The 25,884-nt window shown below is 71.2% G+C and carries 27 protein-coding genes and 1 pseudogene; 14 read left to right on the top strand and 14 right to left on the bottom strand.

The window, feature by feature from the left end; genetic code table 11:
• Window positions 1–383: 383 nt before the first annotated feature.
• Window positions 384–1,706, top strand: coding sequence for a cytochrome P450 (locus NYZ98_RS26790; protein ID WP_262846210.1), 1,323 nt, complete (start codon window positions 384–386; stop codon window positions 1,704–1,706).
• A gap of 5 nt (window positions 1,707–1,711) precedes the next feature.
• Window positions 1,712–2,371: a TetR/AcrR family transcriptional regulator gene (locus NYZ98_RS26785; RefSeq protein ID WP_262846208.1), complete on the top strand. Its 660-nt coding sequence runs from the start codon at window positions 1,712–1,714 to the stop codon at window positions 2,369–2,371.
• A gap of 6 nt (window positions 2,372–2,377) precedes the next feature.
• On the opposite strand, the gene NYZ98_RS26780 is transcribed toward NYZ98_RS26785, so the two are convergent.
• From NYZ98_RS26780 to NYZ98_RS26765, 4 genes are all read right to left on the bottom strand, one after another.
• Window positions 2,378–3,739, bottom strand: coding sequence for a cytochrome P450 (locus NYZ98_RS26780; protein ID WP_262846206.1), 1,362 nt, complete (start codon window positions 3,737–3,739; stop codon window positions 2,378–2,380).
• 40 nt (window positions 3,740–3,779) lie between these two features.
• A complete protein-coding gene (locus NYZ98_RS26775) occupies window positions 3,780–4,259 on the bottom strand; it encodes a GbsR/MarR family transcriptional regulator (RefSeq protein WP_262846203.1) in 480 nt (159 codons plus the stop codon).
• A 91-nt stretch (window positions 4,260–4,350) separates the two neighbouring features.
• Entirely contained in the window at window positions 4,351–5,778 is a 1,428-nt protein-coding gene (gene rox / locus NYZ98_RS26770) for a rifampin monooxygenase (RefSeq protein WP_262846201.1), read from the bottom strand.
• 188 nt (window positions 5,779–5,966) lie between these two features.
• The gene (locus NYZ98_RS26765; RefSeq protein WP_262846199.1) at window positions 5,967–6,989 is read right to left on the bottom strand and encodes an aldo/keto reductase; all 1,023 of its coding nucleotides are present in this window, start codon (window positions 6,987–6,989) and stop codon (window positions 5,967–5,969) included.
• Between the two features lie 140 nt (window positions 6,990–7,129).
• Here NYZ98_RS26765 and NYZ98_RS26760 point away from each other — a divergent pair, with 140 nt between their 5' ends.
• Window positions 7,130–7,972 carry a helix-turn-helix transcriptional regulator gene (locus NYZ98_RS26760; protein ID WP_262846197.1) on the top strand — a complete coding sequence of 281 codons (843 nt, stop codon included), beginning with the start codon at window positions 7,130–7,132 and terminating at the stop codon, window positions 7,970–7,972.
• A 17-nt stretch (window positions 7,973–7,989) separates the two neighbouring features.
• Here the strand turns inward: NYZ98_RS26760 and NYZ98_RS26755 are convergent, their stop codons facing one another.
• Window positions 7,990–8,544 carry a TetR/AcrR family transcriptional regulator gene (locus NYZ98_RS26755; protein WP_262846195.1) on the bottom strand — a complete coding sequence of 185 codons (555 nt, stop codon included), beginning with the start codon at window positions 8,542–8,544 and terminating at the stop codon, window positions 7,990–7,992.
• Window positions 8,545–8,624: 80 nt separating this feature from the next.
• On the opposite strand from NYZ98_RS26755, the gene NYZ98_RS26750 reads away from it, so the two are divergent.
• Window positions 8,625–9,278 (top strand): NAD(P)-dependent oxidoreductase, encoded by a 654-nt coding sequence (locus NYZ98_RS26750; protein WP_262846193.1) that lies wholly within the window; start codon window positions 8,625–8,627, stop codon window positions 9,276–9,278.
• Window positions 9,275–10,201: an SDR family NAD(P)-dependent oxidoreductase gene (locus NYZ98_RS26745; RefSeq protein ID WP_262846191.1), complete on the top strand. Its 927-nt coding sequence runs from the start codon at window positions 9,275–9,277 to the stop codon at window positions 10,199–10,201. The genes NYZ98_RS26750 and NYZ98_RS26745 overlap by 4 nt, the downstream gene beginning before the upstream one ends.
• Window positions 10,202–10,292: 91 nt before the next feature.
• On the opposite strand, the gene NYZ98_RS26740 is transcribed toward NYZ98_RS26745, so the two are convergent.
• Both NYZ98_RS26740 and NYZ98_RS26735 read right to left on the bottom strand, forming a co-directional pair.
• Window positions 10,293–10,856 (bottom strand): TetR/AcrR family transcriptional regulator, encoded by a 564-nt coding sequence (locus NYZ98_RS26740; RefSeq protein WP_262846189.1) that lies wholly within the window; start codon window positions 10,854–10,856, stop codon window positions 10,293–10,295.
• A gap of 229 nt (window positions 10,857–11,085) precedes the next feature.
• Window positions 11,086–11,673 carry an ROK family protein gene (locus tag NYZ98_RS26735; RefSeq protein WP_262846187.1) on the bottom strand — a complete coding sequence of 196 codons (588 nt, stop codon included), beginning with the start codon at window positions 11,671–11,673 and terminating at the stop codon, window positions 11,086–11,088.
• On the opposite strand from NYZ98_RS26735, the gene NYZ98_RS26730 reads away from it, so the two are divergent.
• On the top strand, window positions 11,660–12,955 hold the full coding sequence (locus NYZ98_RS26730) for a DUF1479 domain-containing protein (protein ID WP_262846185.1): 1,296 nt from the start codon (window positions 11,660–11,662) through the stop codon (window positions 12,953–12,955). The genes NYZ98_RS26735 and NYZ98_RS26730 overlap by 14 nt on opposite strands.
• Before the next feature lie 115 nt (window positions 12,956–13,070).
• Here NYZ98_RS26730 and NYZ98_RS26725 read toward each other — a convergent pair whose 3' ends face one another.
• Window positions 13,071–13,520, bottom strand: a complete 450-nt coding sequence (locus tag NYZ98_RS26725) for a carboxymuconolactone decarboxylase family protein (protein WP_262846183.1) — start codon at window positions 13,518–13,520, stop codon at window positions 13,071–13,073.
• Window positions 13,521–13,603: 83 nt separating this feature from the next.
• Here NYZ98_RS26725 and NYZ98_RS26720 point away from each other — a divergent pair, with 83 nt between their 5' ends.
• Window positions 13,604–14,482 (top strand): sigma-70 family RNA polymerase sigma factor, encoded by an 879-nt coding sequence (locus NYZ98_RS26720; RefSeq protein WP_262846181.1) that lies wholly within the window; start codon window positions 13,604–13,606, stop codon window positions 14,480–14,482.
• 133 nt (window positions 14,483–14,615) lie between these two features.
• Window positions 14,616–15,347, top strand: a complete 732-nt coding sequence (locus NYZ98_RS26715) for a VOC family protein (protein WP_262846179.1) — start codon at window positions 14,616–14,618, stop codon at window positions 15,345–15,347.
• Window positions 15,348–15,353: 6 nt separating this feature from the next.
• On the opposite strand, the gene NYZ98_RS26710 is transcribed toward NYZ98_RS26715, so the two are convergent.
• Entirely contained in the window at window positions 15,354–16,037 is a 684-nt protein-coding gene (locus tag NYZ98_RS26710) for a TioE family transcriptional regulator (protein ID WP_262846177.1), read from the bottom strand.
• Window positions 16,038–16,126: 89 nt separating this feature from the next.
• Here NYZ98_RS26710 and NYZ98_RS26705 point away from each other — a divergent pair, with 89 nt between their 5' ends.
• Entirely contained in the window at window positions 16,127–17,284 is a 1,158-nt protein-coding gene (locus NYZ98_RS26705) for an erythromycin esterase family protein (RefSeq protein ID WP_262846175.1), read from the top strand.
• 33 nt (window positions 17,285–17,317) lie between these two features.
• Here NYZ98_RS26705 and NYZ98_RS26700 read toward each other — a convergent pair whose 3' ends face one another.
• From NYZ98_RS26700 to NYZ98_RS26690, 3 genes are all read right to left on the bottom strand, one after another.
• Window positions 17,318–18,055 (bottom strand): hypothetical protein, encoded by a 738-nt coding sequence (locus tag NYZ98_RS26700; protein WP_262846173.1) that lies wholly within the window; start codon window positions 18,053–18,055, stop codon window positions 17,318–17,320.
• 43 nt (window positions 18,056–18,098) lie between these two features.
• Window positions 18,099–19,286: a hypothetical protein gene (locus tag NYZ98_RS26695; RefSeq protein WP_262846171.1), complete on the bottom strand. Its 1,188-nt coding sequence runs from the start codon at window positions 19,284–19,286 to the stop codon at window positions 18,099–18,101.
• Window positions 19,287–19,352: 66 nt separating this feature from the next.
• The gene (locus NYZ98_RS26690; RefSeq protein ID WP_262846169.1) at window positions 19,353–20,096 is read right to left on the bottom strand and encodes an SDR family NAD(P)-dependent oxidoreductase; all 744 of its coding nucleotides are present in this window, start codon (window positions 20,094–20,096) and stop codon (window positions 19,353–19,355) included.
• A gap of 238 nt (window positions 20,097–20,334) precedes the next feature.
• Here NYZ98_RS26690 and NYZ98_RS26685 point away from each other — a divergent pair, with 238 nt between their 5' ends.
• Window positions 20,335–20,973, top strand: coding sequence for a TetR/AcrR family transcriptional regulator (locus NYZ98_RS26685; protein WP_262846167.1), 639 nt, complete (start codon window positions 20,335–20,337; stop codon window positions 20,971–20,973).
• A 14-nt stretch (window positions 20,974–20,987) separates the two neighbouring features.
• Here NYZ98_RS26685 and NYZ98_RS26680 read toward each other — a convergent pair whose 3' ends face one another.
• Window positions 20,988–21,890, bottom strand: a complete 903-nt coding sequence (locus NYZ98_RS26680; protein ID WP_316249608.1) for a LysR family transcriptional regulator — start codon at window positions 21,888–21,890, stop codon at window positions 20,988–20,990.
• A 239-nt stretch (window positions 21,891–22,129) separates the two neighbouring features.
• Here NYZ98_RS26680 and NYZ98_RS26675 point away from each other — a divergent pair, with 239 nt between their 5' ends.
• From NYZ98_RS26675 to NYZ98_RS26660, 4 genes are all read left to right on the top strand, one after another.
• Window positions 22,130–22,441, top strand: coding sequence for an EthD family reductase (locus NYZ98_RS26675; protein ID WP_262846165.1), 312 nt, complete (start codon window positions 22,130–22,132; stop codon window positions 22,439–22,441).
• 425 nt (window positions 22,442–22,866) lie between these two features.
• Window positions 22,867–24,102 (top strand): serine hydrolase domain-containing protein, encoded by a 1,236-nt coding sequence (locus tag NYZ98_RS26670; RefSeq protein ID WP_262846163.1) that lies wholly within the window; start codon window positions 22,867–22,869, stop codon window positions 24,100–24,102.
• A gap of 114 nt (window positions 24,103–24,216) precedes the next feature.
• On the top strand, window positions 24,217–24,624 hold the full coding sequence (locus NYZ98_RS26665; protein ID WP_262846161.1) for a hypothetical protein: 408 nt from the start codon (window positions 24,217–24,219) through the stop codon (window positions 24,622–24,624).
• A gap of 80 nt (window positions 24,625–24,704) precedes the next feature.
• Window positions 24,705–25,394 carry a 2-phosphosulfolactate phosphatase gene (locus NYZ98_RS26660; protein WP_262846159.1) on the top strand — a complete coding sequence of 230 codons (690 nt, stop codon included), beginning with the start codon at window positions 24,705–24,707 and terminating at the stop codon, window positions 25,392–25,394.
• Window positions 25,395–25,601: 207 nt separating this feature from the next.
• Here NYZ98_RS26660 and NYZ98_RS41585 read toward each other — a convergent pair.
• Window positions 25,602–25,817: pseudogene (locus NYZ98_RS41585) on the bottom strand (class I SAM-dependent methyltransferase); the annotation flags it as partial.
• Window positions 25,818–25,884: the final 67 nt, after the last annotated feature.

Here is a 25,884-nt window from a genome sequence, read left to right as displayed (position 1 = left end):
ACAACACACGCATTCCGCATTCCCCGTATTCGTGGATCTGGTCTCGGCCGGTGGTCAGGTGCCGGCCTACGGCCGACGATTCTGCGGCATGACCGGGGGCTTGCCGCAAGTCCCCCGGTGCGCTATAGGTTGAGAGTGGAAAGGAGTGGGACGACCTCCTTTCCCCTGGCCCCGCGCCGCGTGCTCGCGAAGCGGCGGTGATCCCCCTCGGCCCGGCCCTCCTCCGCTCAAGGCCGTCTTCGACGACCCCTCCCGTCTCGTGGACGCCTGCCCGGATAAATCGTGCGTATCGTGCATTCATGCGCATCGTGCACGTTCGGTCGGTAGGGTGGCACGAGACGGCGACGGGTGAGCGCGGCGTGCCGCGAGACGAGGATGTGGTGATGGCGATTCCCGGTGAGCAGACCGATGGCCGTGACGGAAGGGCGACGACGCAGTCCCCGACGCAGATCCGCCGGATGCTGCCGGCCGACATGGTGGAGCGGGGCCGGTGCCCCTTCGATCCGCCGTCCGGCGTACGGGAGCGGCGTGACCAGGGCGCGGTCCAGCCGCTCACGCTCCTCAACGGCGCTCCCACCTGGCTGGTCAGCGGCCTGCCCGAGGCCCGCGCCATCCTCGCCGACCCCCGCTTCAGCTCCGACCGGATGCGCTACCCCGACGTCACCACGCTGCAGCCGCACGAGGTCGAGCGGCTGGCCGCCGCGGCCGGGAGCGGCCCGTCCGCCGGCGGCATCGCGCCGAAGGTCGAGAGCCGCACCGACGGGATGTTCGTCTTCATGGACCCGCCCGAGCATACGCGCCTGCGGCGGCTGCTCACCGGCCAGTTCACCGTCCGGCGGATGAAGGCGCTGGAGACGCGGCTGCGGGAGATCGCCGTGGAGCACATCGAGGCCATGATGGCGGCCGGCACCGAGGCCGATCTCGTGCCCGCCTACGCGCTGCCGATCCCCTCGCTGGCGATCTGCGAGCTGCTCGGCGTCGACTACGCCGACCGGGCCGAGTTCCAGGAACGCACCGCCATCGCGCTGAACTCCACGACCCCCGAGCAGGAGCGGGTCCAAGCAGGTCTGGGACTGTACGGCTTCATCCAGGGACTGGTGACGGCCAAGCGTGCCGAGCCGGGCGACGACATCCTGTACGGTCTCATCCACGACACCGACCCGCCGCTGACCGACGCCCAGCTCACCGACGTGGCCCTGCTGTTGCTCGGCGCCGGGCACGAGACCACCGCCAACATGCTGGGCCTTGGCACCTTCGCCCTGCTGGAGCACCCCGACCAGCTCGCCGCGCTGCGCGCCGACCCGGCACTGATGGACAACGCGATCGAGGAGCTGCTGCGCTACCTGTCCATCATCCAGATGGGCGTCAGCCGGGTGGCCATCGAGGACGTCACGGTCGACGGCGTGCGGATCCCCGCCGGCGGCACCGTGATCATCGCCACGCCTGAGGCCAACCGTGACCCCCGCCAGTGGGAGGACCCCGACCGCTTCGACGTGCACCGGCCCCGGTCCACGCACCTGGCCTTCGGCCACGGCATCCACCAGTGCCTCGGGCAGCAGCTCGCCCGGTCGGAGATGCGCGTGGGCCTGAGCGAGCTGATCACCCGCATGCCGGACCTGCGCCTCGCCGTACCCGCGGACCAGGTGCCGCTGCGCAACGAGATGCTCATCTTCGGGGTCCACTCCCTGCCCGTCACATGGTCCTGACCGGGATGTCCCAGGCCGGTGAGGCGGCCGTGGTCGGACGCCGCGAGCGCAAGAAGCTGGTCACCCGGGCCGCCATCCGCCAGGCGGCGCTGCGCCTCGCGCTGCGCCACGGCGTGGAGAACATCACCGTCGAGCAGATCGCCGTCGAGGCCGACATCGCGACGCGGACCTTCTTCAACTACTTCTCCGGCAAGGAGGAGGCGGTGGCGGCGGCCGCCGCGGCCGGCGCGGAAGCGCTCATCGCCGGGTTCCGCGCCCGGCCCGCCACCGAGTCGGTGCTGCGGGCGCTGCGCCAGGCCGCGCTCGCCCTCATCGACCACGACGCCGCGACCAGCCGGGACTACATCAGGGCGATCCAGCTCATCCGCCGGACGCCGTCGCTGCTCCCCCACGAGCTGGCCGTGCTGGCCGCCCAGGAGAAGGCGCTCGCCGACGCCATCACCGACCGGCTCCAGCCCGGCGCCGGACCCGCCGTCACCGACATCTACCCGGCGCTGTGCGCGGCGACCGCGCTGACGGCGCTCCGCGTCGTCCTGGGCCGGTGGCTCGAACACGCCGGCCCGGACGAGACGCCGCCCATGGCCATCCTGCGCCGGGAGATCGACCACGCCATCGCCGACCTGGCCGCCGGCCTGGACCGCCCCGGGGTGACCCCCGCGCCCTGATGAGGGTCAGACCAGCGGGAGGTGCCGGATTCCCGTCATGGTCGGGGCGGGCATGAACTGAACGGGGTCGTTCGGGTCGGTGCGCAGGGGGTCGAACCGGTCGAGCAGGATGTTCAGCGCGACACGTCCCTCCAGGCGGGCCAGGGGCGCGCCCAGGCAGAAGTGGATGCCGTGACCGAAGGCGAGATGCGGGTTGGGGGCGCGGCCGGGATCGAAGGCGGCGGGGTCGGCGAACTGCCGGGGATCCCTGTTGGCCGATCCGAGCCAGATCATGACCAGCTGGTCGGCCGGGATCGTCACGCCGCCGAGTTCGGTCTCGCGCGTGGTGGCCCGGGCGAGCAGGGCGAACGGGGTGAACAGGCGGAGGGACTCCTCGATGGCGGCCGGGATCGAGGCGCGGTCGGCCCGTATCCTGTCCTGCTGCTCGGGGTGGGCGTCCAGGCACAGGACGGTGTTGCCGAGCAGCATCGTCGTGGTGATGTGCCCGGCGAGCAGCAGGACGATCGCGAAGTTGACCACCTGGTCGTCGGGCAGGCGTTCGCCGTCCACCTCGGCCTGGACCAGCCGGGTGAGCAGGTCGGCGCGCGGCTGCCGCTTGCGTTCGGCGGCGTGGGCGGCGAGGTAGTCGGCCATCTCCTTCCACGGCCCCAGCGTGGCCTGGAGGTCCACCTCCTGCGGGCCGGCCGACTCGGCGATCGAGATCTTGGCGTCCCGCTGGAACAGCGCGTCGGCCCACCGTTTGAACAGGGCGCGGTCGCTGCTGGGCACCCCCAGCAGTTCGGCGATGACGATGACGGGGAGCGGGTAGGCCAGGTCGGTCACCAGCTCCACCCGGCCCCGGTCGCGCGCCTCGTCGAGCAGCTCGTGGGTGAGGGCGGCGATCCTCGGCTCGAGGTCCGCGACCACCTTGCGGGTGAAGGCGCTGCTGACCAGTTTGCGCAGCTTGCCGTGCTCCGGCGGGTCGATCTGGGTGATGAAGCCGTCCAGCGAGAACTCCGAGCTGTCGGGCTTCATGCTCGGGGGCACCACGCGCATGGTGTCGGAGGAGAACGTCGCGGGGTCGCCGAGGACCGCCTGCATCTCGGGGTAGCCGTAGACGTTCCACATGCCGGCGGCGGCGTCGTACTCGACGGGCGGGCCCGATCGCGTGCCGTGCAGCCAGAAGAGCCGGTCGGGGATGTCGTAGCGCTTGACGATGTCGGTCATCGTCTCTCCTTGGTCGTGGTTTTCACTGCGGCAGAGCACACTGGCGAAGTCGTAGTCGATCCGGTCGACGGCCTCGGCCGCGTAGTGGTCACCGAGGATCGGCGCGGGCAGGCGGCTCTCCCACGCGCGCAGGTACAGGGTGCCGACGAGCGTCCAGGCCACCTCCTCGCCGGCGAGGCCGCGAAAGTCGATCTTCTCCCGTTCATCCGGCGCTCCGTACGTCGTCTTCCTTCTTGCGGTACTCCTGCCAGCGCAGGAGGAACTCGTCCGCGTCGCGCTCGGTGAAGGCGAAGAACTCCTGGGTCTCCTTCAGCCGGGCCCGCTGTTCCGGCCGGGTGTCGTCCACGACCGACAGCGCGAACTCCAGCGCCTCCTGGGCCGGTCGCAGGGCGGCCACCTGGACCCGCATGACGTGCGCCCATCCGCCGCCGACCACCCGGTAGCAGTGCTCGCGGCCCGACGTGGGGACGCGCTCGATCATCCCGGCCGCCTCGAGCTGCCGGGCGACGGTGCTGATCGCGGTCTTGCTCACGCCGAGCTCGGCGGCCAGATCGGTGAGCGACCGGTGCGGCGGCGCGCAGATCATCAGCCAGGCGTACAGGCGGCCCATCGTCCGCGTCGCGCCGAGCCGGTCCATGACCAGGCCCATCCGGTCGACGAACTCGCTTTCCCGCGGATCCATCCGTCAACTCCGAGCACATCGTAAAGTACGTACTTGACGAAGTATACGAGCTTCACCGCCCGGGGCAAGTGCGATCGCCACGGCCGCGCGCTCAGCCGGTGGCGGCGCCGAACCACGTCGGCAGCCGGCCGAGCAGGTCCCGCTGGTCCTCGCCGGCCCAGGCCACGTGGCCGTCCGGCCGCAACAGCACGGCGGGCACGTCCAGCTCCTCGCTGACGTCGGCGACGTGGTCGACCCGATCCGCCCAGCCCGCCACCGAGAGCCGGCCGGTCTGGTCGAGCAGCAGCCCTCGGCCGGCGTGCGTCAGCCCGTAGAGGCGGCCCCGCTTCAGCCGCACGTCCCGCATCCGCCGGCCGAGCAGCTCGTGCCCCCCGCCGAAGTCGTAGCGCACCCCGATCGCCGTGTTCTGCTCGACCAGGTACCGGTTCACCTCCTCGAAGTCCATCAGCCGCGCCACCAACCGGCGCACCGCCTGGGGACCCGGCTCGGTGGACATCAGCTCCATCTGCGCGCGGGTGTTGTCCAGCACGTCGGCCGCCACCGGGCGGCGTTCGGCCTGGTAACTGTCCAGCAGGCCCTCCGGTGCCCACCCGCCGACCTCGGCGGCCAGTTTCCAGCCGAGGTTGAACGCGTCCTGGATGCCGAGGTTCAGCCCCTGGCCGCCGGCCGGCGGGTGGATGTGCGCCGCGTCGCCGGCCAGCAGCACCCGGCCGGCCCGGTACCGCTCGGCCAGCCGGGTGGCGTCGCCGAAGCGGGAGAGCCAGCGCGGCGAGTGCACGCCGAAGTCGGTGCCCGCGACGGCGCGCAACCGGCGCCTGACCTCCTCAAGGACCGGCGGGACCGCGCGGTCCGGCGCCACCCCTTCGGCGGGCACGACGACCCGGTACACCCCGTCGCCCAGCGGGCCGAGCCCGAACCGCAGCTCGGTCCTGCGGACGTCGGCGACGATGGCGGCGATCGTCGCCGGATCCTCGGTCGCCTCCATCTCGCCCAGCAGCGTCTCGACCTTGGCGGGCTCGCCGGGGAATCCGACGCCGAGCAGCTTGCGCACCGTGCTGCGGCCGCCGTCGCACCCGACGAGGTAGCGCGAGCGCAGCCGTGTGCCGTCGGCCAGCTCGACGGTCACCCCGTCCTCGTCCTGGCTCAGCCCGGCCACCTCGTGGCCGCGCCGGATGTCGGCGCCGGCCTCGGCGGCGTGCTCGAACAGCAGGCGCTCGGTGGTGGTCTGCGGGATGGCGAGGACGTACGGATGCGCGGTGTCCAGCCGGTCCGGCGCCGGCTTGGGGATGCCCGCGAAGAAGCCGCCGACCGGGTGCTTGCGGCCGTGCGCGAGGAAGCGCTCCAGCAGGCCGCGCTGGTCCATCACCTCGACGCTGCGCGCGTGCAGCCCGAGCGAGCGTACGTACTTGGCCGGCTCCGCGTCCTTCTCCAGCACGAGCGTGCTCACGTCGTGCAGCCGCAGCTCGGCGGCCAGCATCAGGCCGGTCGGCCCCCCGCCGGCGACGATCACGTCGATCATCGAACCCCCCAGATCGTCGACGTCGAATCCCTGATCCCCGGAAGCCGGTTCCCGTGGGTTCCGGCTCCGGCCGACGATTCTGCGGCACGACCCGGGTCTTGCCGCAAGACCCCAGGTGCGCTATAGGTTGAGAGTGGAGGGGAGTGAGCGTCCTCCTTTTCCGCATCCCCCGCTGTGCCCGGGACTCGTCAGGCGGCCGCGCGTTCGCCGGTCGGCCGGCGGCGGAGGCCCGCCCGCTGGAGGGCCGGCGGCACGTACGCCTGGTCCAGGGTTCCGACGTCGGTGCCCGGCGGGACGATCTCGTCGATCCGGTCCAGGACGTCGCCGCTCAGCGCCACGTCGACGCCGGCGAGAAGGTCGTCGAGGTGGCTCATCGTGCGCGGCCCGACGATCGCGCTGGTCACGCCGGGATGGGCGGTCGCGAACGCCATGGCCAGGTGGGTCAGCGGCAGGCCGGCCTCCTCGGCGAGCGAGATGAACCGCTCAACGGTGTCGAGACGGCGCTCGTCGTTGAGGTGCTCGAAGAAGCCGGCGCGGCGCAGCTCGTTCCGCCCGCCCCTGCGGACGCGCCCGGTGAGCAGCCCCTGCCCGAGCGGGCCCCACACCAGCGTGCCCATCCCGTGGCGCTGGGCGACCGGCAGCACCTCGCGTTCGATGCCGCGGTTGAGCAGCGAGTACGGCGGCTGCTCGGTGTGGAACCGGTGCAGGCCGCGCCGATCGGCGACCCACTGGGCGTGGACGATGTCGGACGCCGGCATGGTGGACGTCCCGATCGCCCGGACCTTCCCGGCGTGAATCAGGTCGGAGAACGCGGAGAGCGTCTCCTCGATGTCGGTCGTGGGGTCGGGCCGCTGGAGCTGGTACAGGTCGATGTGGTCGGTCCGCAGGCGGCGCAGCGAGTTCTCGACCGCGGTCATGATCCAGCGCCGTGAGGCGCCCTGGTGGTTGGGGTCCTCACCCGTCGGGCGGCCGACCTTGGTCGCCAGGACGACGTCGTCCCGCCGCCCCTTGAGCGCCCTGCCGACGACCTCCTCGGAGTCGCCGTAGGCGTCGGCGGTGTCGATGAGGTTGATCCCCGCGTCCAGCGCCTTGTGGATGACGCGGGCCGAGTCGCCGGGGTCGGGGTTGCCGACGGAGGTGGCGAACATCAACGCGCCGAGCGCGTAGGGGCTGACCTTGATGCCGGTCCGGCCGAGCGTGCGGTACTGCATGCGGATCAACCCTGTCTTCGTGAATTTCGTCAATGAGGTGATGCCAGCGTGCGGCGGCGCGGGCGCCGGCGGGAGAGACGTCCCTATCCGGGGACGGGCGGTCCCTGGCTGCGGCCGGCGTCCCGGGGCATGGTGGGGGTGTGGACAGAACCGAACTGGCCGACTTCCTGCGCCGATGCCGTTCCCGGCTCGCCCCCGCAGACGTGGGGCTGGCGTCGGGCGCCCGGCGCCGCACCCCGGGGCTGCGCCGCGAGGAGGTGGCGCAGCTCGCGGGCATGTCCACCGACCACTACACGCGGCTGGAGCAGGCCAGGGGCTCACACCCGTCCCGCCAGATGCTCGCCGCCGTCGCCCGCGCGCTGCGGATGACCGGCGACGAACGGGACCACCTGTTCCATCTGGCCGGCGAGGAGCCCCCGCGCAACCGACCGTCCACCGAGCACGTCCGCCCCGGCCTGCTCCTCGTCCTGGACCGGCTCACCGACGTCCCCGCCCAGGTGATGAGCGATCGCGGCGACGTCCTCGCGCAGAACGCGATGGACAAGGCGCTGCACGGCGACGCGTCCGCCCGCTCCGGGGCGGATCAGAACGTCACCTGGCGCTACTTCACCGACCCCTCCGCGCGGGAGCTCTTCCCGGCCGAGGACCGGGACCATGCCGCCCGCGTGGCGGTGGCGGACCTGCGCGCCACGCTCGCCCGCCGCCCGGACGACGCGCGGGTGGCCGGGCTCGTCCGCCGGCTCCGCGCCCGCAGCGAGGAGTTCTCCGCGCTGTGGGACGCCCACCACGTCGCCGTACGCCGCGGCGGCGTCAAACGCTTCCTGCACCCGGTCGTCGGCCTGCTGGAGCTGGACTGCGAGGTGCTGCTGAACCCCGAGCACGACCAGCGGCTGATCGTCTACACCGCCCAGCCGGGGAGCGGGTCCTACGAGCGGCTGGAACTGCTGCGCGTGGTCGGCCTCCAGGACCTGACCCTCGGCTGACCCGCTGGCAGGCCGGCTCAGGCGTGGCGGTCCGTGGTCCACGTGCCCGCGGCGGCGAGCAGGCGGTCGATCAGATCGTCGGACACCGGGCCGGGTTCGAGCAGGGCGCGATAGAGCAGGGGGCCGATCATCAGGGCCGGGGCGTCGCGGGAATCGCCCGCCGCCTGGAGTTCCCCCGCCTGCTCCGCCAAGGTCAGCGCCGCACGGAGCTGCCGCCCGATGGTGGTGGCGAGCTGGTCGCGTTGGGTGGTGATCTGTGGTCGCGACCGTGCGCCCTGCACGAGTGTGGTCGTCACCGCCAGGACGTCGGGCAGGGCGAGCTGGTCGGCGAGTACGCGCAGGTGCCGCTCCAGCCACGGTCGCACGGGAGTGGCCGGGGCGAGGAAGAAGGGCATCGGGACGTCGGCCATCGCGTCGGTCAGCAGCTGTTCTGAGCGGGGCCAGTGGCGGTAGACGGTGGCGCGGCCGACCTCGGCTCGCGCGGCCACCCGCAGGTGGGTGACGGCGGAGGGGCCTTCCTCGCGCAACAGTTCTCGCGCGGCGGCGAGGATCGCCTCACGGCTGCGGGTCACCCGCGGATCAGGAGTGTCGGCCATGCCTCATCTTATGAGACAACTTGACTCAAAAGTCGAATGAATGCCAAGATTCGACTATGAGACAGAATGACTCAAAAGTCGCCGGGATGGTCGTCCTCGGCGCCACGGGCGGTACCGGCAGGGCCGTCGTCGAGGCCGCCCTGCGCGCCGGGCACGCCGTCACCGCCGTCACCCGCCGGGCCGGCGCACTGCCGCCCGCCCCCGGGCTCACCGTCGAGGTGATCTCCGACCTGGGCCTCCCCGGCCCGGCCGACGAGCGTCTCGCCGGCGTCATCGCGGGACACGACGCGGTCGTCAGCGCCCTGGGCCCCTCGGCCCGCGGCCCCGCCACGGTGTGCGCCGACGGCATCCGCTCCGCGCTGCACGCGATGAACGTGACCGGCGTCCGCCGGCTGGTGGCGGTCAGCGCCCACGGCGCGGCCGAGAGCCGCGACCGCTCCCCCTACTCGCTGGCGCTGTGGGCCTCGGTCGGGGCCAAGATGCGCGACAAGGAGGCGATGGAGGAGCTGATCCGCGCGTCGGACACCGACTGGACGATCGTCCGGCCACCCGCGTTGAGGGACACCGCGCCGACCGGCCACTACCGCACCGGCACCGACCTGCGCATCCGGCTGACCACAGCCGTCTCGCGCGCCGACCTGGCCGACTTCCTCGTGAAGGAGACCATCGAACCGGCCTACCTGCGCCGCGCCCTGCGGATCGCCTCGTGAGCGCCGCACGCCTCCCGGCCGACCCGCACCACCGCACCGCCTTCGTCACCGGCGGCACCGGCGGGATGGGCCAGGTCATCACCACCGCACTCGCCAGGGCCGGTGTGCACGTCGTCACCACCAGCCGCGACCACGACCGCGGCCAGACGCTGCGGCGGCGGATCGCCCAGGAGATCGGCGCCGACCTCGTCGAGGTCCTGACCGGCGACCTGGCCTCCCGCGCGGACCTGCACCGGCTCGCCGCCGAGTTCACCGCCCGCCACGATCGCCTGCACCTGCTCGTCAACAACGCCGGCGCGCACTACCGCGAGCGCCTGCTGACCGCCGACGGCGTGGAAGCGCACCTGGCGGTCAACCACCTCGCCGGATTCACCCTCACCCACCTGCTGGAGGGCCACCTGCTCGCCGCCGGGGACGCCCGCGTCGTCAACGTCGTGTCGGCCACGATGTCCGACGCCCGCCCCGTGCCGCTGTTCGGCCGCCCTCGGCCCGTCCCCCTCGACCTGTCAGGCGTCACCGACGCGCGCGACATCAATCCCGCCGACGGGTACGTCCCCTTCGCCGCGTACGCCAGAGCCAAACTGCTGGCCACGATCTGCGGCTACGAGTTCGCCGAACGCTGGCGCGACGCGGGCGTCACCGTCAACGCCGTCCATCCCGGCATCGTGAGCACCGGCATCGTCAACGACCTCGTCCCCGCCGTCCTCGCGCCGTTCCGGTCGTTCATCCACCGACGCCTGCTCACTCCCGAGCAGGGGGCCGAGGCCGCACTGCGCCTGGTCACCTCCCCCGGCCTCGCCGGCGTCACCGGCCGCTACTACGTCCGCGATCGGGAGACGCGCTCACCCGACATCTCCTACGACCCCGCGACTCGTGCCGCGGCCTGGAAGCTCAGCCTGGCCTGGGCCGACGCGGTGGTGTGACCGAGCCGATGACCGCTCGCCGACCGTCCAGCGCGTCGAACCGCCCGGACTCGAACCGTCCGGACTCGAACCGGCAGGCGGCCCGCCGCGGCTACGCCGGCCCGGGGCGGAGCCCGTCGAGCGCGGTGCGCAGGATCGGTTCGAGGTACCGGTCGTCGCCCTGGATCGTCGCGATCGCGTGGACCATGTCGAGGACCTGTTCCAGGGTGACGTCCTCGCGGACCTCGTGGGCGCGTTGGGCGGCGGCGAGCAGGGGCCGGCCGGCGGCCATGACCCGTGAGCGGCTGTCGTCGAACATCCGATCAAGGCTGTCGACGTGCTTGAGCAGCTCCGAGGCGACGTGCCGCTTGCCGGTGATGAAGGTGAAGAACCCCCGCAGCCAGGCCATGAGCGCCGCTCCCGCCGTCTCGGCGTCGATCGTCTCGGCGGCCGCGCAGATGGTGGCGACCTCGTCGGCGTACAGGGCCTCGAGAAGCTCGCGCCTGCCGGGGAAGTTCCGGTAGAGCGTCGCCATGCCGACGCCGGCCCTCCTGGAGATCTCGGCCATGGAGACCTCGGCCTCGGGAACCGCGAACGCGGCGCGGGCGGCGGCGAGGATCTTGTCGCGGTTGTGCTCGGCGTCGGCCCGCCGGGACGCGGGAGAGGTCTGCTGCATTGGGCACCTTAAGTGGACAGGCTATCCGATAAGCCTCAGGGTCAAGTGGACAGGCTATCCGCCTGTCGGCGCGCCCAATGGTACGTCATCCACCGCGACCGGTTCCCGGCCGCGCACGAAAGGATCTTCCATGGAGTATCGGTCTCTCGCCGGCAACATGTGGAGATCGGCACCCAGGCCCTGGCCCGCCTCCTCCCGTCGCAGATAGACCCGCACCTCGGACGTCGTCTCAGCGGGGTGCGGCGATGACGCTGTCGCGCAGGCGGGTGAAGGCGTCGGCGCGGGCGCCGGTGAAGGACGGCGAAGGGACGGCCGCCGGGCGCAGGACCGGGCCGCGGGGGTCGCGGGCCGCGGCGTCCCGGATCGCGGTGAAGATCTTCGGGTGGGGTCCCCAGGGGCCGCCGATGACGATGTGCGCGGGATCGGCGAGTGAGGTGATCGCGGTCAGGGCGCCGCCGACGGCCTCGCCCAGCGTCGCGCGGACGGTGGCGGCGCCGGGGCCGGCCGCGGTGGCCGTGGCCAGGAGCCGGTCGACGTCGATCGCGGTGGAGCCGGGCTGCCGCAGGCCGAGCAGGGCGAAGACCTCGATCAGCGTGGTGGCGCGGCCGCCGGGGCCGGTCGTCGTCAGGTGGGCGATCTCACCGGCCAGCCCTCGGTGCCCGCGCAGGACCAGCCCGTCGCTCATGATCGCGCAGCCCAGGCCCTCCCCCAGATACAGGTAGGCGAAGGTGCCGCCGCCGGGGCGGGCGGCGAGTTCGGCGCGCGCGGCCCAGTTGACGTCGTTGTCTTCGAAGGAGGCCGCCGTGACCGCGCCCACCCTCCCCGCGAGCAGGCCCCTGCCGCCCCTCCCCCGCTGGGAGGAACCCCCGGCCGACCTGCCCGCCGCGATCCGGCAGATCAAGACCGCGTTGCGCGCCCGCATCGCCGCCTCAGGACGAACCGTCGAGGAGGTCTTCGCCGTCGTCGAGCGCGCCATCGAGGCCGAGGTCGCCGAGATCGCCGCGGCGAAAGGCCGTGGCGAGACGATCTGGCCGGTCATCGACTACGCCGACATCGAGGCGGGCACCGTGACGGCCGGACAGGTCCAGGCGCTGCGCCGGCGCGGCTGCCTGGTCGTGCGCGGCCACTTCCCGCGCGGGCAGACCCTGGCCTGGGACCGCGACATCGTCGGCTACACCGAACGCAACGGCTTCTCCGACGCCTACCGGGGACCGGGCGACGACTTCTTCGGCAGCGTCGGATCCACGCCCGAGATCTACCCGATCTACTGGTCCGCCGCGCAGATGCGGGCACGCCAGAGCGACCGGATGGCCCAGGTCCAGGCGTTCTTGAACGCCCAGTGGAAACACCACTCCGACGGCGTCCAGTGGTTCGACCCCGGCCGTGACTCCCTGTACCCCGACCGGATCCGCCGCCGCCCGCCCGGCACCGACTCCGGCGGGCTGGGCACCCACCTGGACCCCGGCACCCTGGACCTGTGGATGACCGGGTCCTACCAGCGGGCCTTCCGGCACCTGTTCGACGGCACGCCCGAGGCCTACGACCCCTGGGACGCCGCCCACCGCACCGACGGCCCCCAGTACCCCGGCACCACCATGTGCTCGGTGTTCCGCACCTTCCAGGGCTGGACGGCCCTGTCGGACATGGACCACGACCAGGGCGTGCTGCACACCGTCCCGATCCCCTCGGCGATGGCCTACCTGATGCTCCGGCCGCTGCTGGGCGACGTACCCGGCGACGACATGTGCGGGGTCACCGTGAACCAGGTCTTCCCCGCGAGCGAACGCTGGCACCCGCTGCTCCTGCGCGCCCTCACCGGCATCCCCGACGTGCGCGCCGGCGACTCGGTCTGGTGGCACTGCGACATGATCCACAGCGTGGCACCGGTCACCGGCCAGAAGGGCTGGGGCAACGTCATGTACATTCCCGCCGCCCCGTGGTGCCCGCGCAACGAACGCTACGCCGCCACGGTCCGGCAGGCGTTCGCCACCGGTTCCAGCCCCGCGGACTTCCCCGCGGAACACTACGAACGCTCCTGGCCCGACCGCTTCCCCGAGGCCGGCCTCAACGCCACCGGCCGCCGCGGCCTCGGCTTCTAGGCGGCGTTCTTCCCGGTCGTCGCGCGGGCGAGGGTGCGCGCGCGTGACGGCTCGTGCTCCCGGCGTCCCGGCCGGTGGGGCGCCATCCCTTTGGGTGGACGACGCCCCGCCCGGCTCACCAGGTCTTGCCGGCCTGCTCGCGGGTGGTGCGGTTGATCCGGTTGAAGAAGTTGGTCAGCGCGATCTCCAGGATGATCGCGGACAGCTGGTTCTCGTCGAAGTGGCCCGCGGCGGCGTCCCAGATCTCGTCGGTCACGCCCGGCGCGCCGTCCTGGATCCGGGTGGCGGCCTCGGTCAGCGCGAGCGCCGCCCGCTCGTCCTCGGCGAAGAAGGGCGTCTCCCGCCACGTGACCACATTGTGCAGCCGCTCGTCGGTCTCCCCGTGCTTCTTGGCCGACTCGACCCCGGCGAACACGCACGGGCCGCAGCCGTTGATCTGGCTGGCCCTCAGGTGGACCAGTTCCAGCAGGCGCGGGTCGACCCCACCGGCGTGGATCGCCGTGAAAAGGTGCTGGATCGCCGTCGTCACGTCGGCGTTCGCCCGGCTCTTCATTCGTGCTTCCATGGGTCCTGCCCCTTCATCGGTTACCTGCGCCCATCCGGGCTCGTCATCACCCATGACGAGGCGGAAGCGAGGAAGGTAACGACATGCCCCACCCCAGCCCCGCGGACCCGGTGGCCGCGGCGTTCGAGGCCCAGCGCGACCGGCTGCGTGCGGTCGCCTACCGCATGCTCGGCTCGCACGCCGACGCCGAGGACGTGGTCCAGGAGGCCTGGCTGCGGCTCTCCCGCCAGGACACGGCGGCCATCCACAACTTCGCCGGCTGGCTGACCACGGTGGTCGGCCGGATCAGCCTCGACGTCCTGCGATCGCGCCAGGTCCATCCCGAGGCGTCCTACGACGACCGGCTGCCCGAACTGGTGGTGACGGCCGACGACGGCTCCGCGCCCGAGGACGACGTGGAGCTCGCCGACTCGGTCGGGCTCGCGCTCCTGGTCGTCCTTGAGTCGCTCGGGCCGAGCGAGCGGCTGGCGTTCGTGCTGCACGACCTGTTCGCGGTGCCGTTCGCCGAGATCGGCCAGATCCTCGGCAGGTCCGCCGACGCCACCAAGATGCTCGCCAGCCGTGCCCGCAGGAAGGTGCGGGCGACCGAGCGGCCGGCCGCCGCTGGACGGGAGCAGCGTGAGGTGGTCCAGGCCTTCCTGGCGGCGGCCCGCGACGGCGACTTCGAAGGGCTGCTGCGCGTGCTCGACCCCCAGGTGCGGCTGACCGCCGACACCCCTCATGGCGAGGTCGTCATCCTCGGCGCGACCGAGGTCATCGCCAACGCGCGGTTCGGCGCCGGCGCGGCCGCGCGGGGGCGGGCGGTGCTCGTCGACGGCCTTCCCGGGCTGGTGTCCTGGCGCGAGGACGGCACCCCGCTCTCGGTCATCGCGTTCACCGTCACCGGCGGCCTGATCACCGGCATCGCTGTCGTGGGCGACCCGGCCAGGCTCGCGGCGATGACCCTGCCGGATCCGGAGTGAGTCACCGCCGGAGCCGTCGCCCCCGGCTTAAATGCTTGGCGTCCCGGTCAGGGGGCGGGCTAGCGTGGGCATTCGTCATGCGCGGCGGGACGTGCCCTGTCCGCGCCCGTGAGCCAACAGATCGGGGACGCGGATGCCTTCTCAGCTCGTCGCGCTCTGCTTCGACGCGAACGACCCGCACCTTCTCGCGCGGTTCTGGGCCGGGGTCCTGGGCTGGAAGATCGTGGACGACCCTCATGACGGCGTCACGCTCCTGCCGAACGACGACACCGGGTTCCGGATCCGATTCCTGCCGACCCAGGAGGAGAAGACCGGCCCCAACCAGACGCACTTCGATCTGACCAGCACCTCTGTTGAGGACCAGCAGGCGACGGTGGCGAGGGCGCTGGAACTCGGCGGGCGGCACATCGACGTCGGGCAGCTCCCCGAAGAGCGCCACGTCGTGCTCGCCGACCCCGAGGGCAACGAGTTCTGCGTCATCGAGCCGGACAACAAGTTCCTCGCCGACTGCGGTTTCATCGGCGCGCTGTCCAGCGACGGCACCCAGCGGGTCGGGTACTTCTGGAGCGAGGCGCTGGGCTGGCCGCTGGTCTGGGACCAGGACGAGGAGACCGCCATCCGCTCGCCGCACGGCGGCCCGAAGATCACCTGGGGTGGCCCGCCGGTGGCGGAGAAGACCGGCAAGAACAGGCTGCACTTCGACCTCGCCCCGCCCGCGGGCGGCGACCAGGAAGCGGAGGCCGACCGCCTGGTCTCCCTCGGGGCGACCCGCCTCGCCACCGGCCAGGGCGAGGCCGGCCAGGTGGCGATGGCCGACCCTGACGGCAACGAGTTCTGCCTGCTGGCCGGTCCGCCTGCCGGCTGATCGTCCTCAGAGGTCGCGGGCGCGCAGGTAGGCGTCCAGGTCGGCGGCGCCCTTGAGCATGGCGCGGCCACGGGCCGACAGGCGGGCCTGCCAGTCCCGCAGGGTCGACTCCAGCGGGGCGACACCGCCGGCCGAGCGGACCTGCGCGATCAGCGGGGCGATCTGCTCCAGCAGGTAGCCGCCCCGCCTGAGCTGGTGGGCCAGCCGGACGTCCCGTACGTCGGCCGCGCCGTAGATCCGGTAGCCCGTCCGCGGATCCCGGCGCGGCCGGACCAGCCCGGCGTTCTCCCATTTGCGCAGGGTGGCGGGGCGGATGCCGAGCCTCCCTGCCAGCGGGCCGATGAAGGTGTCGCCGCGCTCCTGCGGCACGGGCGCCAGATCGCGGAGCGCGGCCTCGACGGCCTGGAGGGTGCGGCGGTCGTCGAGAAGCCGGCGGTGGCTCTCGTCGATGATCCGCAGCGCGTCCTCGACGGCGCCCCGGCCGGCCGCCTGCATGATCGACGTTGCCGTCTGGTGACCGTGCCCGGGCACGAGGGCGAGGAACGCGCGCAGGGCCCGCGCGTGCAACGGCGTGTAGGTGCGATAGCCGTGGACGGTGCGTTCGGCGGCGGGCAGGATGCCGGCGTCCTCGTAGTTCCTGATCGCCTGGGTGGACAGGCCATGCTCGCGCGCCAGGTCCACCGGCCTCATGGGTGCATCACCGATTGAAGGTCCATCACGTCGGAGCGGGCATTTTCCCGCCAAAGTTTACACCGAATGTTCAACGATACCGTTTAGGCATGGACATCAAGGACATGGCCCGGCCCCTCGATGGCGCGGGCGTATCGGCGTTCCTCCGGTCGCTTCCCGCCGAACCCCTGGTGCTCGGCCTGGGCGAGGCCCGGCACTTCGTCGGCGAACTGGGCGACGCGCGCAACGAGATCTTCCGGCATCTGGTCGAGCACGAGGGCTACCGGTCGTTCGCCATCGAAAGCGACTGCCTCATGGGCCTGGTGGTCGACGACCACATCGCGACGGGCGCGGGCACGCTCGACGACGTCATGGAACGCGGCTTCAGCCACGCCTTCGGCGCGTCCCCGGCCAACCGCGACCTCGTGGACTGGATGCGCGCCTATAACGAGGAGCACGACGACAAGCTCCGGTTCTTCGGGTTCGACGGCCCGCTGGAGTACTGGGCGGCGAGCCCGCGCCAGGCGCTCACCGCCCTCCACGCCCTCCTCGACGGCCCGCTCCCCTGCACCATGGAGACCCTGGACACGCTGCTCGGCCCGGACGAGCCGTGGGCGGACGAGGCCGCGGCCAGGGATCCGTCCCTGTCGATCGGCCGGTCCCCCGAGGCCCAGCGGCTGCGGGTGATCGCCGACGACCTGGTGGGCCTGCTGGGCACGCAGGTGCCCCGCCTGAGCGCGGCGGACCTGGAGCGGGCCGAACTGTACGGGCGCACCGCCGTCGGCCTGCTCCGCTACCACCACTGGATGGCCGACGCGTCCCCGGCGCGGTGGACCCGGCTGTCGGCCCTGCGGGACGCGATGATGGCCGCCAACCTGCGCGCCGTCGCCGAGCGCGGCCCGGCCCTGGTCTTCGGCCACAACCTCCACCTGCAGCGGAACAAGAGCCTCATGCCGCTCGGCGACCAGACGCTGGAGTGGTGGAGCGCGGGGGCGATCGCCGCCACCCACCTGGGCGACCGGTACGCCTTCCTGGCCACGGCCCTCGGTACGACCGGCGACGACGTCCCGTCCCCGGACACCATCGAGGGCGTCCTGTCCACGCTCCCGTGGGACCGCTCACTCGTCGACGCCCGACGCCTGGCCGGGGCCGTCACCGAGCCCACCCCGCGCGTGTCCCCCGACTTCCGTTACTTCCCGCTGGACCCGGCCCGGCTCGACCAGATCGACGGCATCGTCTTCCTCGACCACGCCGTACGCCTGGACTGACAGGGCCGCATCGGGGGTTGAGGACAGAGCCGTCTACCGGGCAGACCCCACCGCCTGGGCAGATGAGGGCGTGGTGACGCTGCGAGTCGTGAAGTCGATCATCCCGGCCCGCGGCGGTCCACCCGCGCCCAGGTCATGGTCCAGGGCCTCGCCCAACCTGTTGCCACAAACGTCTTCGAGACGTTCAGAGACGACGAGGAGGTGCTTCCCGGCGCGCCACGGGTGGTCCGGGGTGAGCCGCGCCGCGGTTCCGTCCGGTGCGAGTGACGTACGCGTCTGAATGACCTCTCCTGACGGGGCCAGGACTTCGATCTCGTCCTCGCAAAGGGCGGCGTCCATCACCCTGTCGAAGTGCACGACGGCGGGTTCGAGGCTCCCCATCGCCGGGGAGACGAGGCGCCAGTGGGTCTCGTCGACCGCCTTCAGAACCGGATCGCTGACGCGGAAGGTATGGCCCGCTGTTCGCCCGAGCGCCGTGACGACAAGGCTGTAAGTGCGTCCGACGACGAGTGCCGGCTCGTGAGCCGGGTCGGTTCCAAGACCGCGTTTGATCCTTCCCGGCTCCATCAGGACCGTCAGGCGGTGCCCGTCGACGGACCAGAGTTCGTGCGACAGGACGAGGAAGGGGTCACGCACCACCTGTTCTTCCTCGTCCAGCAGCCAGAGGTGGTCACGATCGAAGTGTGCCTCCGCTGGTCTCGGAAAGTGTATGTAGAAACGCAGGGTGTTGGCGGGGAGGACCGTGGCCTGAGGAGAAATGGCGATCGGCACCTCTGGGGAAGCTTGGACACACACCTCGGGCTCGCTCAAAGTTTCACGCCGTCAGCTTGTGCGGGCTCTCGGCGCCCGGGAAATCCATCTCCACCCAGATCTTGTCCAGCCGTGCGGGCATCGGGGCGACCATCAGGGTCTCCAGCGTCAGATCGCCGGTATCCGCGTAGCGGGTCAGCGAGACGAAGAAGCGATCGCTGAACAGATCCGCCCGCAGCGAGGATCCGACGAACAGCACCTGCTTGCCGACCGGCCCGGCCGGCATGAAGGGAGATTGGTCCAGCATCGGTCCCTGGGTCGGCCGGTTGGCGGGGGTGAAACCTTCGGCGGAGCGGATCCCGGCGAGCGGGACCACCATGGGCCCGCGGCCGACATTGGTGATGAACAGCTTGTCCCCCTCCCCGTCACGGTAGGCGACCATGCTGATGGGCTGGCCGTTGCCCATGTCACCGATCGTCTTGCCCCTCACCTGCGCGCCGTGCTTCAGCTCTGAGACCGGAATGGTGACCAGCGGGCTGCAAGCGTAGGCGGCGATGAGCGTGTCCTCGCCGTCAATGGTGGCGAACTGCATGGCCCGGATCGGCGCACGCGTTTCGTATATGCCGTGGGCGAGGTGGTAGATCTCCAACTGGGTCTCGCCTGCGGCCCCGGTGAACGGGTAAGGGATCCGCCGCAACGTGGAGGAGAACTCCTGATTCGAGACGCCGGCGACGAACACCTCCCCGGCGTGGAACTTCAGGTCCACGATCGTCATGGATCGCAGCGGCGTGCGCGCCTTCTCCTCGAAGAAGGCCGCCGGTGGCAATGGGAAAATACCGGCCCGCGACGCGAAGGTCTTGCCCTCGTCGGGAACGTCGGACAGTCGGTGCACCGTCACCTTCGACGATGAGAGGTCGAACGGGCGGATCTCGCCGGTGAGCGAGACGCTCACGACCGCGGGCTCCAGGCGATCGCCGTCGCGCACGCCGACCGACAGGTACGGCTCGCGCGTCACAGGGTGGACGGCCATCCCGTTCATCACCAGGCTTTTCGCCGTTACGCCCAGCGCCGCGGCGATCTTCTCGTCGATCGACTCGAAGAGGAAGGGATCCAGCGAGGATGGCACCTGCCCGCGTTCCGTCTCGAAGGCGAAGACGGCCCCGAGCTTGCTGTCGCCGACGAACAGGACCCCGTCGGGGCTGAAGGTCAGAGCTCCCGCCGATTGCAGGGTGACTTGGTTGATCGTGGTCACAATGGTCTCCTCTTGTACAGGCCGCCAAGACGGCCAGCCGGTCTGATCATCGCCCTGGAAGGCGAATCAGATGGCCATTCCTCCGTCGACCGCGATGCTCGCGCCGTGGATGTAAGACGCCTCGTCGGAGGCGAGGAAGACCACGGCGGCGGCGATTTCCGCGGGTGTGCCGACGCGATTGGCCGGAGTCCCGTTGGGGAAATCATGGACGGCCTCGCCGAACACCCGCTGCGTACCTTCGGTGAGCACCGCGCCGGGGCTGACCTCGTTGACCCGGACGCCACTGGGGCCGAATTCGGCCGCCCACGACTTGGTGAGCAGGCCCACCGCCGCCTTGGAGGAGCCATAGATCGCCGGGCCCACCGCGCCCTTCTCCGCGAAAGCGGTGGTGATGTTGATGATGGCACCGCGCCCGCGCTCGGCCATCGGCGGAGCCAGCGCCGCGACCAGGAAGTACAGAGCCTTGACGTTGATGTTGTACGTCGCGTCGAAGTCGGCCTCTGTGAGGGCTGCGGTCGGTCCGAGAATGAAGATGCCCGCGCTGTTGACGAGGATGTCGACCTCCCCGGCCAGGGCCACCGCCTCGGCGGCCAGGGCCTTGGCGCTGGCGGCATCGTGCAGATCAGCGGCAATGAAGTCGGCCTTACCGCCGGCGGCCCGGATCTCGGCGACGGCGTTGTGGCCGCGCTCGAGGTCGCGGCCGGTGATCAGGACCCGGGCGCCGGAGCCGGCCAGCTTGTCGGCGATGCCTCGGCCGATGCCCGAGGTCGATCCGGTGATCAGGGCGGTCCTGCCGGTGAAGTCACTCACGCTCGTACTCTCCAAACTTGGTGGTCAGACAGCTCGATCTCCCTGATCCAGGCAGACGACATGTCTGTTACGTGAACGCGGAGGCGGTCCGGTCCCTACGTGGGCCCGAGCCATCCTGGCCGGCATGCTTGCCGCGGCCTCGATTATGTAGCGATCGGTATACAAACCGGTTGCCGTTAATGTAGCGCCCACTATCCAATCCTGTCCAGTCGGGGTACGGCGGCGATAGGATGGCGTCATGACCACGCCTGACCTGGAGAAGCCCGCCGACGGGTTCCCCTTGTCGCGGAAGCGCGGCCGGGGCCGGCCTCGGGCGTTCGATGTCGACGAAGCGGTCGATCGCGCCCTTGAGCTGTTCTGGCGCCAGGGCTACGCGGCGACGACGGTCGCCGACCTCACCGCCGCGATAGGCATCAATCCACCGAGCCTGTACAAGGCGTTCGGGTCGAAGCAGGAGCTGTTCGAGCGTGCCGTGCGGCGTTACGCCGAGCTGAACGGCCGTGTCCTCGAGGTGGCGCTCGCCTGTCCCGACGTCGAGTCGGTGGTTCGTCGGTTCCTGACCGGAGTCATCGAGAGCGCCACTGAGGCGGACTGCCCCGCGGGATGCCTCACGATCCAGGGCGGCACCGCCTGCCGCGAGGGTGAGCATGAGGTCACCGACCTGTTGACCGCTCTGCGGCGCGCCGTCCAAGATGCGCTGGAGCACCGGTTCGAACAGCTGAAAGCCGAGGGCGGCCTTCGCGCCGACCAGAGTGCCAGTGCCCTCGCCCGCTATGTCGCCACCGTTGGTCAGGGGCTCGCCGTGCAGGCCGGCGGCGGCGCCACCCGGGAGGAACTGATGACCGTCGTCGAATTCTCGGTCAGAACAGTGGCGTAGTCATTCGCCGCGCGTCAGTCCGGCAGCCAGTGCAGCTCGTGCGCCAGGGTTGTGGCGACGGCACGGACGCGGCGGTGGAGTGGCGACTGCTCGCGTGGGAGGACCAGGTGGATCGTCAGGCTGGGCGCGCCCCGCAGCGGTCGCCAGGTGAGACCGGCCGGTGATGCCGTGACCGCGGCTTCTCCGGCCGGGGCGAGGGTGACCCCGTCGCACAGGTCGCGCTGAGACATGTCGAAAGAGACCGCGGGCGTGTGGAATCGGGGGTGTGGCCGGGTGTCACGGAACAGTGCGGACAACTGATCGTGGATCACGGGGTTGGCCGCACGGTCCGGGAGTCGCAGCGGATACGCGGCCGCGTCGGCGATCTCGATCTCCGGGTGTTCGGCCAGCGGATGGTGCCGCGCCAGCTGGACCCCGATGCGCTCACGCCGCAGCAGGAACAGGCGCACGCCACGGCCCGGCTGTTCACCGCGGGTGATCCCGGCGTCGATGCGGCCGTCGGCGACCGCGGGGGAGATCTCCGGTGTCGCCATCGGGACCGCGCCGACCTCGAGTCCGCTGTTGCCGCGAATCAGCCTGTCCACCAGTGCCGGTGCCGTCTCGGCCCCGGCGCTGAGGCTGTATCCGATGCGCAGCGTGCCCAGTTCACCGGCCGCCGCGCTCCGGGCGGTGTCCCATGCCTGGTCCAGGGCCGCCAGCGCGGGCGGCGCGGACTCCACCAAAGCCGCACCGGCCGTGGTCAATGCGACGCTACGCGTGTCGCGGACCAGCAGGGCCGTACCGAGTTCCGCCTCCAATCGGCGCATCCGGGCGCTGAGTGCGGGCTGTGCGATACCGATCCGTGCGGCCGCGCGGGTGAAGTTCAACTCCTGCGCCAGCACCAGGAAGTACCGCAGGCTCACCGTATCCGGCGCCACGCGCCCTCCCCGCCGATTGATAACGATCCGTTCTGAGTCTATCCCGAACCGGTCTTTCCCCCGACCGCATATCAAGCCCTAACCTGCGCATATGACGATTCAACGGACCGCGGTACTGGACATCGCACGCACGCACACCGCCGATTTCGAGTCCGCCCTGACGAGGTCGGCGGCGGTTCTCAGCAGGAGCTCCCAGGTCACCCGGAGTGTTACGGTCTCGTCTCTGAACGAGGGTCGTCATGCATAAGTTGGTGGTCCTGTATTCCAAGCCCACCGACCCTGACCACTTCCGCGACTACTACGTGACCAAGCACCTTCCGCTCGTCATGGAGTGGCCGGGCCTGCTTGGGTGGCGCTACAGCTTCGACGTGGCGGCGACCAAGGCAGAAGAGTCGTATTTCGCGGTCTTCGAAGGAGACTTCGCCGACGCCGCCGCCCTGGCCGCGGCGCGGGCGTCGCCGCAAGGCCGGCGGGTGGCCGCCGACGTCGCCAACTACGCCACCGGCGGTGCGGTCGTCATCCACTATCCGGTACAGGACGGCACCGGCTAGAGGCCGAGTTGGACCGGCCGGTCCGGCGTCCCCGCTGTGAGAAGCGCTGTCAAGGGTGTTGTGAGGTCGCGGGGCGAGAACAGCTCAGGCCCCGTATGACCAGCGATCTCCGAGAGCTGCCACCACCGGAACGCGGTCAGGTTCTCCTCCGCGGCGAGGTGGTCGTCCGTCAGCTCGCCGCGGGGCTGGAAGTGGTTCGCGCGAATGAGGAAGTAGTCGTTCGATGCCGCCGCCTGGGGCCGCCCAAACGACCTTCGCCCGCCCTGGCACCGCCGGGTGAGGAAAGTCGAACCGGCAGAGCAGGATGCGGTCGTTCTCATCAAGGATCAACCCCCCATCGTCACCGGCAGCCGGGCACCGTCGTGTCAGCGGTGGTGTCAGGGCCGTGACGGCCCGGTATCAGAGCGGCGGGCGATGGTTGAGCCATGAACCTGAGGAACACCGACAGCGGCTTCTCCGAAGCAGGGCTGCGCAGAGTACGTGAGGTGCTGGCACGGCACGTCGAGTCCGGGAAGATCCCCGGGCTCGTCGCCCTGATCGGCCGGGGCGGTGAGACGCACGTCGAAGCGATCGGGACGATGCGCCACGACGGCGGCGCGCCGATGCGCCGGGACACGATCTTCCGGATGGCCTCGACGTCCAAGCCGGTCTCGATCGCGGCGGCGATGATCCTCCTGGACGAGTGCCGGCTGCGGCTGGACGACCTGGTGGAGCGGTGGCTGCCCGAACTCGCCGACCGGAGGGTGCTGAAGCGGATCGACGGCCCGCTGGACGACACCGTGCCGGCGCGGCGGCCGATCACCGTACGGGACCTGCTGACCTCCACGTTCGGGCTCGGCATGGACCTGACGGCGCTGGGCACCCCGATCATGAGCGCGGTCTTCGAGCGGGGGCTCACGCCCGACCTGCCGGAGCCGATGCCCGAGCCGGACGAGTGGCTGCGCCGCCTCGGCACGCTTCCGCTGATGTACCAGCCCGGAGAGCAGTGGCAGTACCACATCAGCAACGACCTCCTCGGCGTGCTCGTCGCCAGGGTCACCGGCCAGTCGTTCGAGACGTTCCTGGGTGAACGCGTCTTCGGCCCTCTGGGCATGAAGGACACCGGCTTCCACGTGCCCGCCGACAAGATCGACCGGCTGCCGCCCCTGTACGCCCCCGACCCGAAGACCGGCGAGTTCCACGTCTGGGACGAGGCCGAGGACGGACGCCACAGCGGGCCTCCGGCGTTCCAGGGCGGCGGTGGCGGGCTGGTGTCCACCGCCGACGACTACCACGCCTACTTCCGGATGCTGCTGAACGGCGGGACGCACGGGACCGAACGGATCCTGTCCCGGCCCGCCGTCGAGCTGATGACCACCAACCGCCTCACGGCCGAGCAGACGGCCGCCCGGACCGCCCTGGCCACCGGCAACGTCCACGTGTCGTTCGGCCAGGGGCAGCACGGCGGCTGGGGCTTCGGGATGGCGGTGCGCACCTACCGCGGCGACTACGCCCCCGTCGGGCAGTTCGGCTGGGACGGCGGAGCCGGCACCTCGACGTACGCCGACCCGGGCAACCGGCTCACCGGAATCCTGCTCACCCAGGTCGGGATGACGGTCCCGGATCCGGCACGACTGATCCACGACTTCTGGACCACCCTCTACCAGGCCCTCGACGACTGACCCCGCGCCCGGCAGGTCCTCGACTCACGGCACCCCGACGGTCGGCCCCTGGCGGCCGACCCGTCCGCCCACCCGTTCGACCGAACTTCAGAACGCTTTCAAAGGAGCACCACCATGTCCGTCACCCTCACCGACGATGACAAGCGAATCCTGCGCACCGCCGCCTACGGCGCCGTCACGCTGATGTCCGCCGCCGACGTCGCCGGCAAGCCCCACAAGACCGCCACCAACGGCTCCCTCGCCCTGTACTCCGCCACCGGCCTGATCGGGCACGTGCTCGCCGAGAAGACCAGGAACATCGACCTGAAGGGCAAGACCGTCGCCGACCTCGCCGACCACGTGCTGCCGGCCCTGACGGCGGCCGTGACCCTGCTCAAGAAGCAGGATCCGGCCGAGGCCGACAACTTCCGCGGCATCGTCCTGATCGCCGTCGAAGCGTCCGCCCGCGCCCACCAGGACCGGCCCAGCCCCACCCTGGAGGACATGACCCGCAAGATCACCGCCGCCCTCGACGCCGGCTGAGCGGCCTCCGGCCCGCGCCGTCACATGGGAAGCGATCGATCAGTGATGGGCCGTCGCGGGCATGCGGGATCATGATTGGGATGGACACTCGGTTTCTTGGTATCGCTGATCTGGTCGGAATCCCGTCCGTGGCGGTCGTGGTCGACGTCATGCGTGCGTACACCGTGGCCGCCTGGGCTATCGCCCAGGGGGCGGAGAAGATCGTTCTTGCTGGGTCGCTGGACGAAGCCCTGGCGCTCAAGGCTCGCCACCCGGATTGGGTGGCGCTCAAAGACGGTCCGCCCGCGCCCGGGTTCGACCTGCTCAACTCGCCGGGCCTGCTGCGGTCCGTTGACCTTGGCGGACGGACCATCGTGCAGAAGACCACGGCAGGGACGGTCGGCGCGCTCGCGGTCAAGGAAGCGCCGCTGGTGCTGTGCGCCGGCTTCGTGGTGGCGGAGGCGACGGCCCGGCTCCTGCGGACGTGCGAGAGTGACAGTGTCACGTTCGTGGTCACCGGCGAAGACGGGCGGGCCGATGAGGATCTGGCGTGCGCTCAGTACATCGCTCAGCGGGTCGCCGATCCTGGGACGGACGCCGCCGGGTTCCTCCGCCGCGCCGCCGGGTCGCGCGCCGCCGCCGAGCTGGCGGAAGGTGTGCGACAAGGAGTGCATCCCGATGACGTCGCGCTCTGCCTTGAGGTCGACCGGTTCCCCTTCGCCATGGTGGCGACCCTGGAAGGCTCGCTCATGGTCCTGCGTCCACACACCATGGGCAACGCCCCGATCTGATCGCCGATGACGGTGGCTCCGGGTGGTCCGGCCGCAGGTCCTCGCCGGGGCGGTGCGGGTTATCGCGTCGGCCAGCTCGGTCACCGAAGGGCGGCCGGCGATGAGGTCGGCGACCTCAGGCAGGTAGTCGCGGGTGAGCCAGAACCGATGACGCCACGCGGTGTCACTGCCGTCGTGCGTGAACACCACCACACGGCGGGCGACCCGCCGCATCTCGCGCAGCCCGGCGATCGGGTCCGGCCAGTGGTGAATGGAGGCGACGGACATCGCGGCGTCGAAGGACTGGTCGTCGAACGGCAGGTGCCCGGCGGGCCCGACCAGGCACGGCGCCGCGTCCTTTGGGCGCTGCGAACGCATGAGCGCCGACGGTTCCACCGCGAGGACGTGGCGGTCGGGGGCTCGTAGGACCCGGTGCCCGCCCCCGACGCCGTGGCCATCACCTCGGCGTCACCACGCGGGATGCCACTTGATCGCCATTCCACCATGTCGG

Source organism: Sphaerisporangium corydalis, assembly GCF_025506355.1.
GTDB lineage: Bacteria > Actinomycetota > Actinomycetes > Streptosporangiales > Streptosporangiaceae > Sphaerisporangium > Sphaerisporangium corydalis.
Note: the sequence above shows the minus strand (reverse complement) of the source record. Positions and strands in the feature narration are given on the sequence as shown.

Excerpts from the sequence above, each read along its gene's own strand:
- NYZ98_RS26790 (WP_262846210.1), top strand. The coding sequence starts at position 384 with ATGGCGATTCCCGGTGAGCAGACCGATGGCCGTGACGGAAGGGCGACG.
- NYZ98_RS26785 (WP_262846208.1), top strand. The coding sequence starts at position 1,712 with ATGTCCCAGGCCGGTGAGGCGGCCGTGGTCGGACGCCGCGAGCGCAAG.
- NYZ98_RS26775 (WP_262846203.1), bottom strand. The coding sequence starts at position 4,259 with ATGGATCCGCGGGAAAGCGAGTTCGTCGACCGGATGGGCCTGGTCATG.
- rox (WP_262846201.1), bottom strand. The coding sequence starts at position 5,778 with ATGATCGACGTGATCGTCGCCGGCGGGGGGCCGACCGGCCTGATGCTG.
- NYZ98_RS26765 (WP_262846199.1), bottom strand. The coding sequence starts at position 6,989 with ATGCAGTACCGCACGCTCGGCCGGACCGGCATCAAGGTCAGCCCCTAC.
- NYZ98_RS26750 (WP_262846193.1), top strand. The coding sequence starts at position 8,625 with ATGAGACAGAATGACTCAAAAGTCGCCGGGATGGTCGTCCTCGGCGCC.
- NYZ98_RS26740 (WP_262846189.1), bottom strand. The coding sequence starts at position 10,856 with ATGCAGCAGACCTCTCCCGCGTCCCGGCGGGCCGACGCCGAGCACAAC.
- NYZ98_RS26725 (WP_262846183.1), bottom strand. The coding sequence starts at position 13,520 with ATGGAAGCACGAATGAAGAGCCGGGCGAACGCCGACGTGACGACGGCG.
- NYZ98_RS26720 (WP_262846181.1), top strand. The coding sequence starts at position 13,604 with ATGCCCCACCCCAGCCCCGCGGACCCGGTGGCCGCGGCGTTCGAGGCC.
- NYZ98_RS26715 (WP_262846179.1), top strand. The coding sequence starts at position 14,616 with ATGCCTTCTCAGCTCGTCGCGCTCTGCTTCGACGCGAACGACCCGCAC.
- NYZ98_RS26710 (WP_262846177.1), bottom strand. The coding sequence starts at position 16,037 with ATGAGGCCGGTGGACCTGGCGCGCGAGCATGGCCTGTCCACCCAGGCG.
- NYZ98_RS26705 (WP_262846175.1), top strand. The coding sequence starts at position 16,127 with ATGGACATCAAGGACATGGCCCGGCCCCTCGATGGCGCGGGCGTATCG.
- NYZ98_RS26685 (WP_262846167.1), top strand. The coding sequence starts at position 20,335 with ATGACCACGCCTGACCTGGAGAAGCCCGCCGACGGGTTCCCCTTGTCG.
- NYZ98_RS26675 (WP_262846165.1), top strand. The coding sequence starts at position 22,130 with ATGCATAAGTTGGTGGTCCTGTATTCCAAGCCCACCGACCCTGACCAC.
- NYZ98_RS26670 (WP_262846163.1), top strand. The coding sequence starts at position 22,867 with ATGAACCTGAGGAACACCGACAGCGGCTTCTCCGAAGCAGGGCTGCGC.
- NYZ98_RS26665 (WP_262846161.1), top strand. The coding sequence starts at position 24,217 with ATGTCCGTCACCCTCACCGACGATGACAAGCGAATCCTGCGCACCGCC.
- NYZ98_RS26660 (WP_262846159.1), top strand. The coding sequence starts at position 24,705 with ATGGACACTCGGTTTCTTGGTATCGCTGATCTGGTCGGAATCCCGTCC.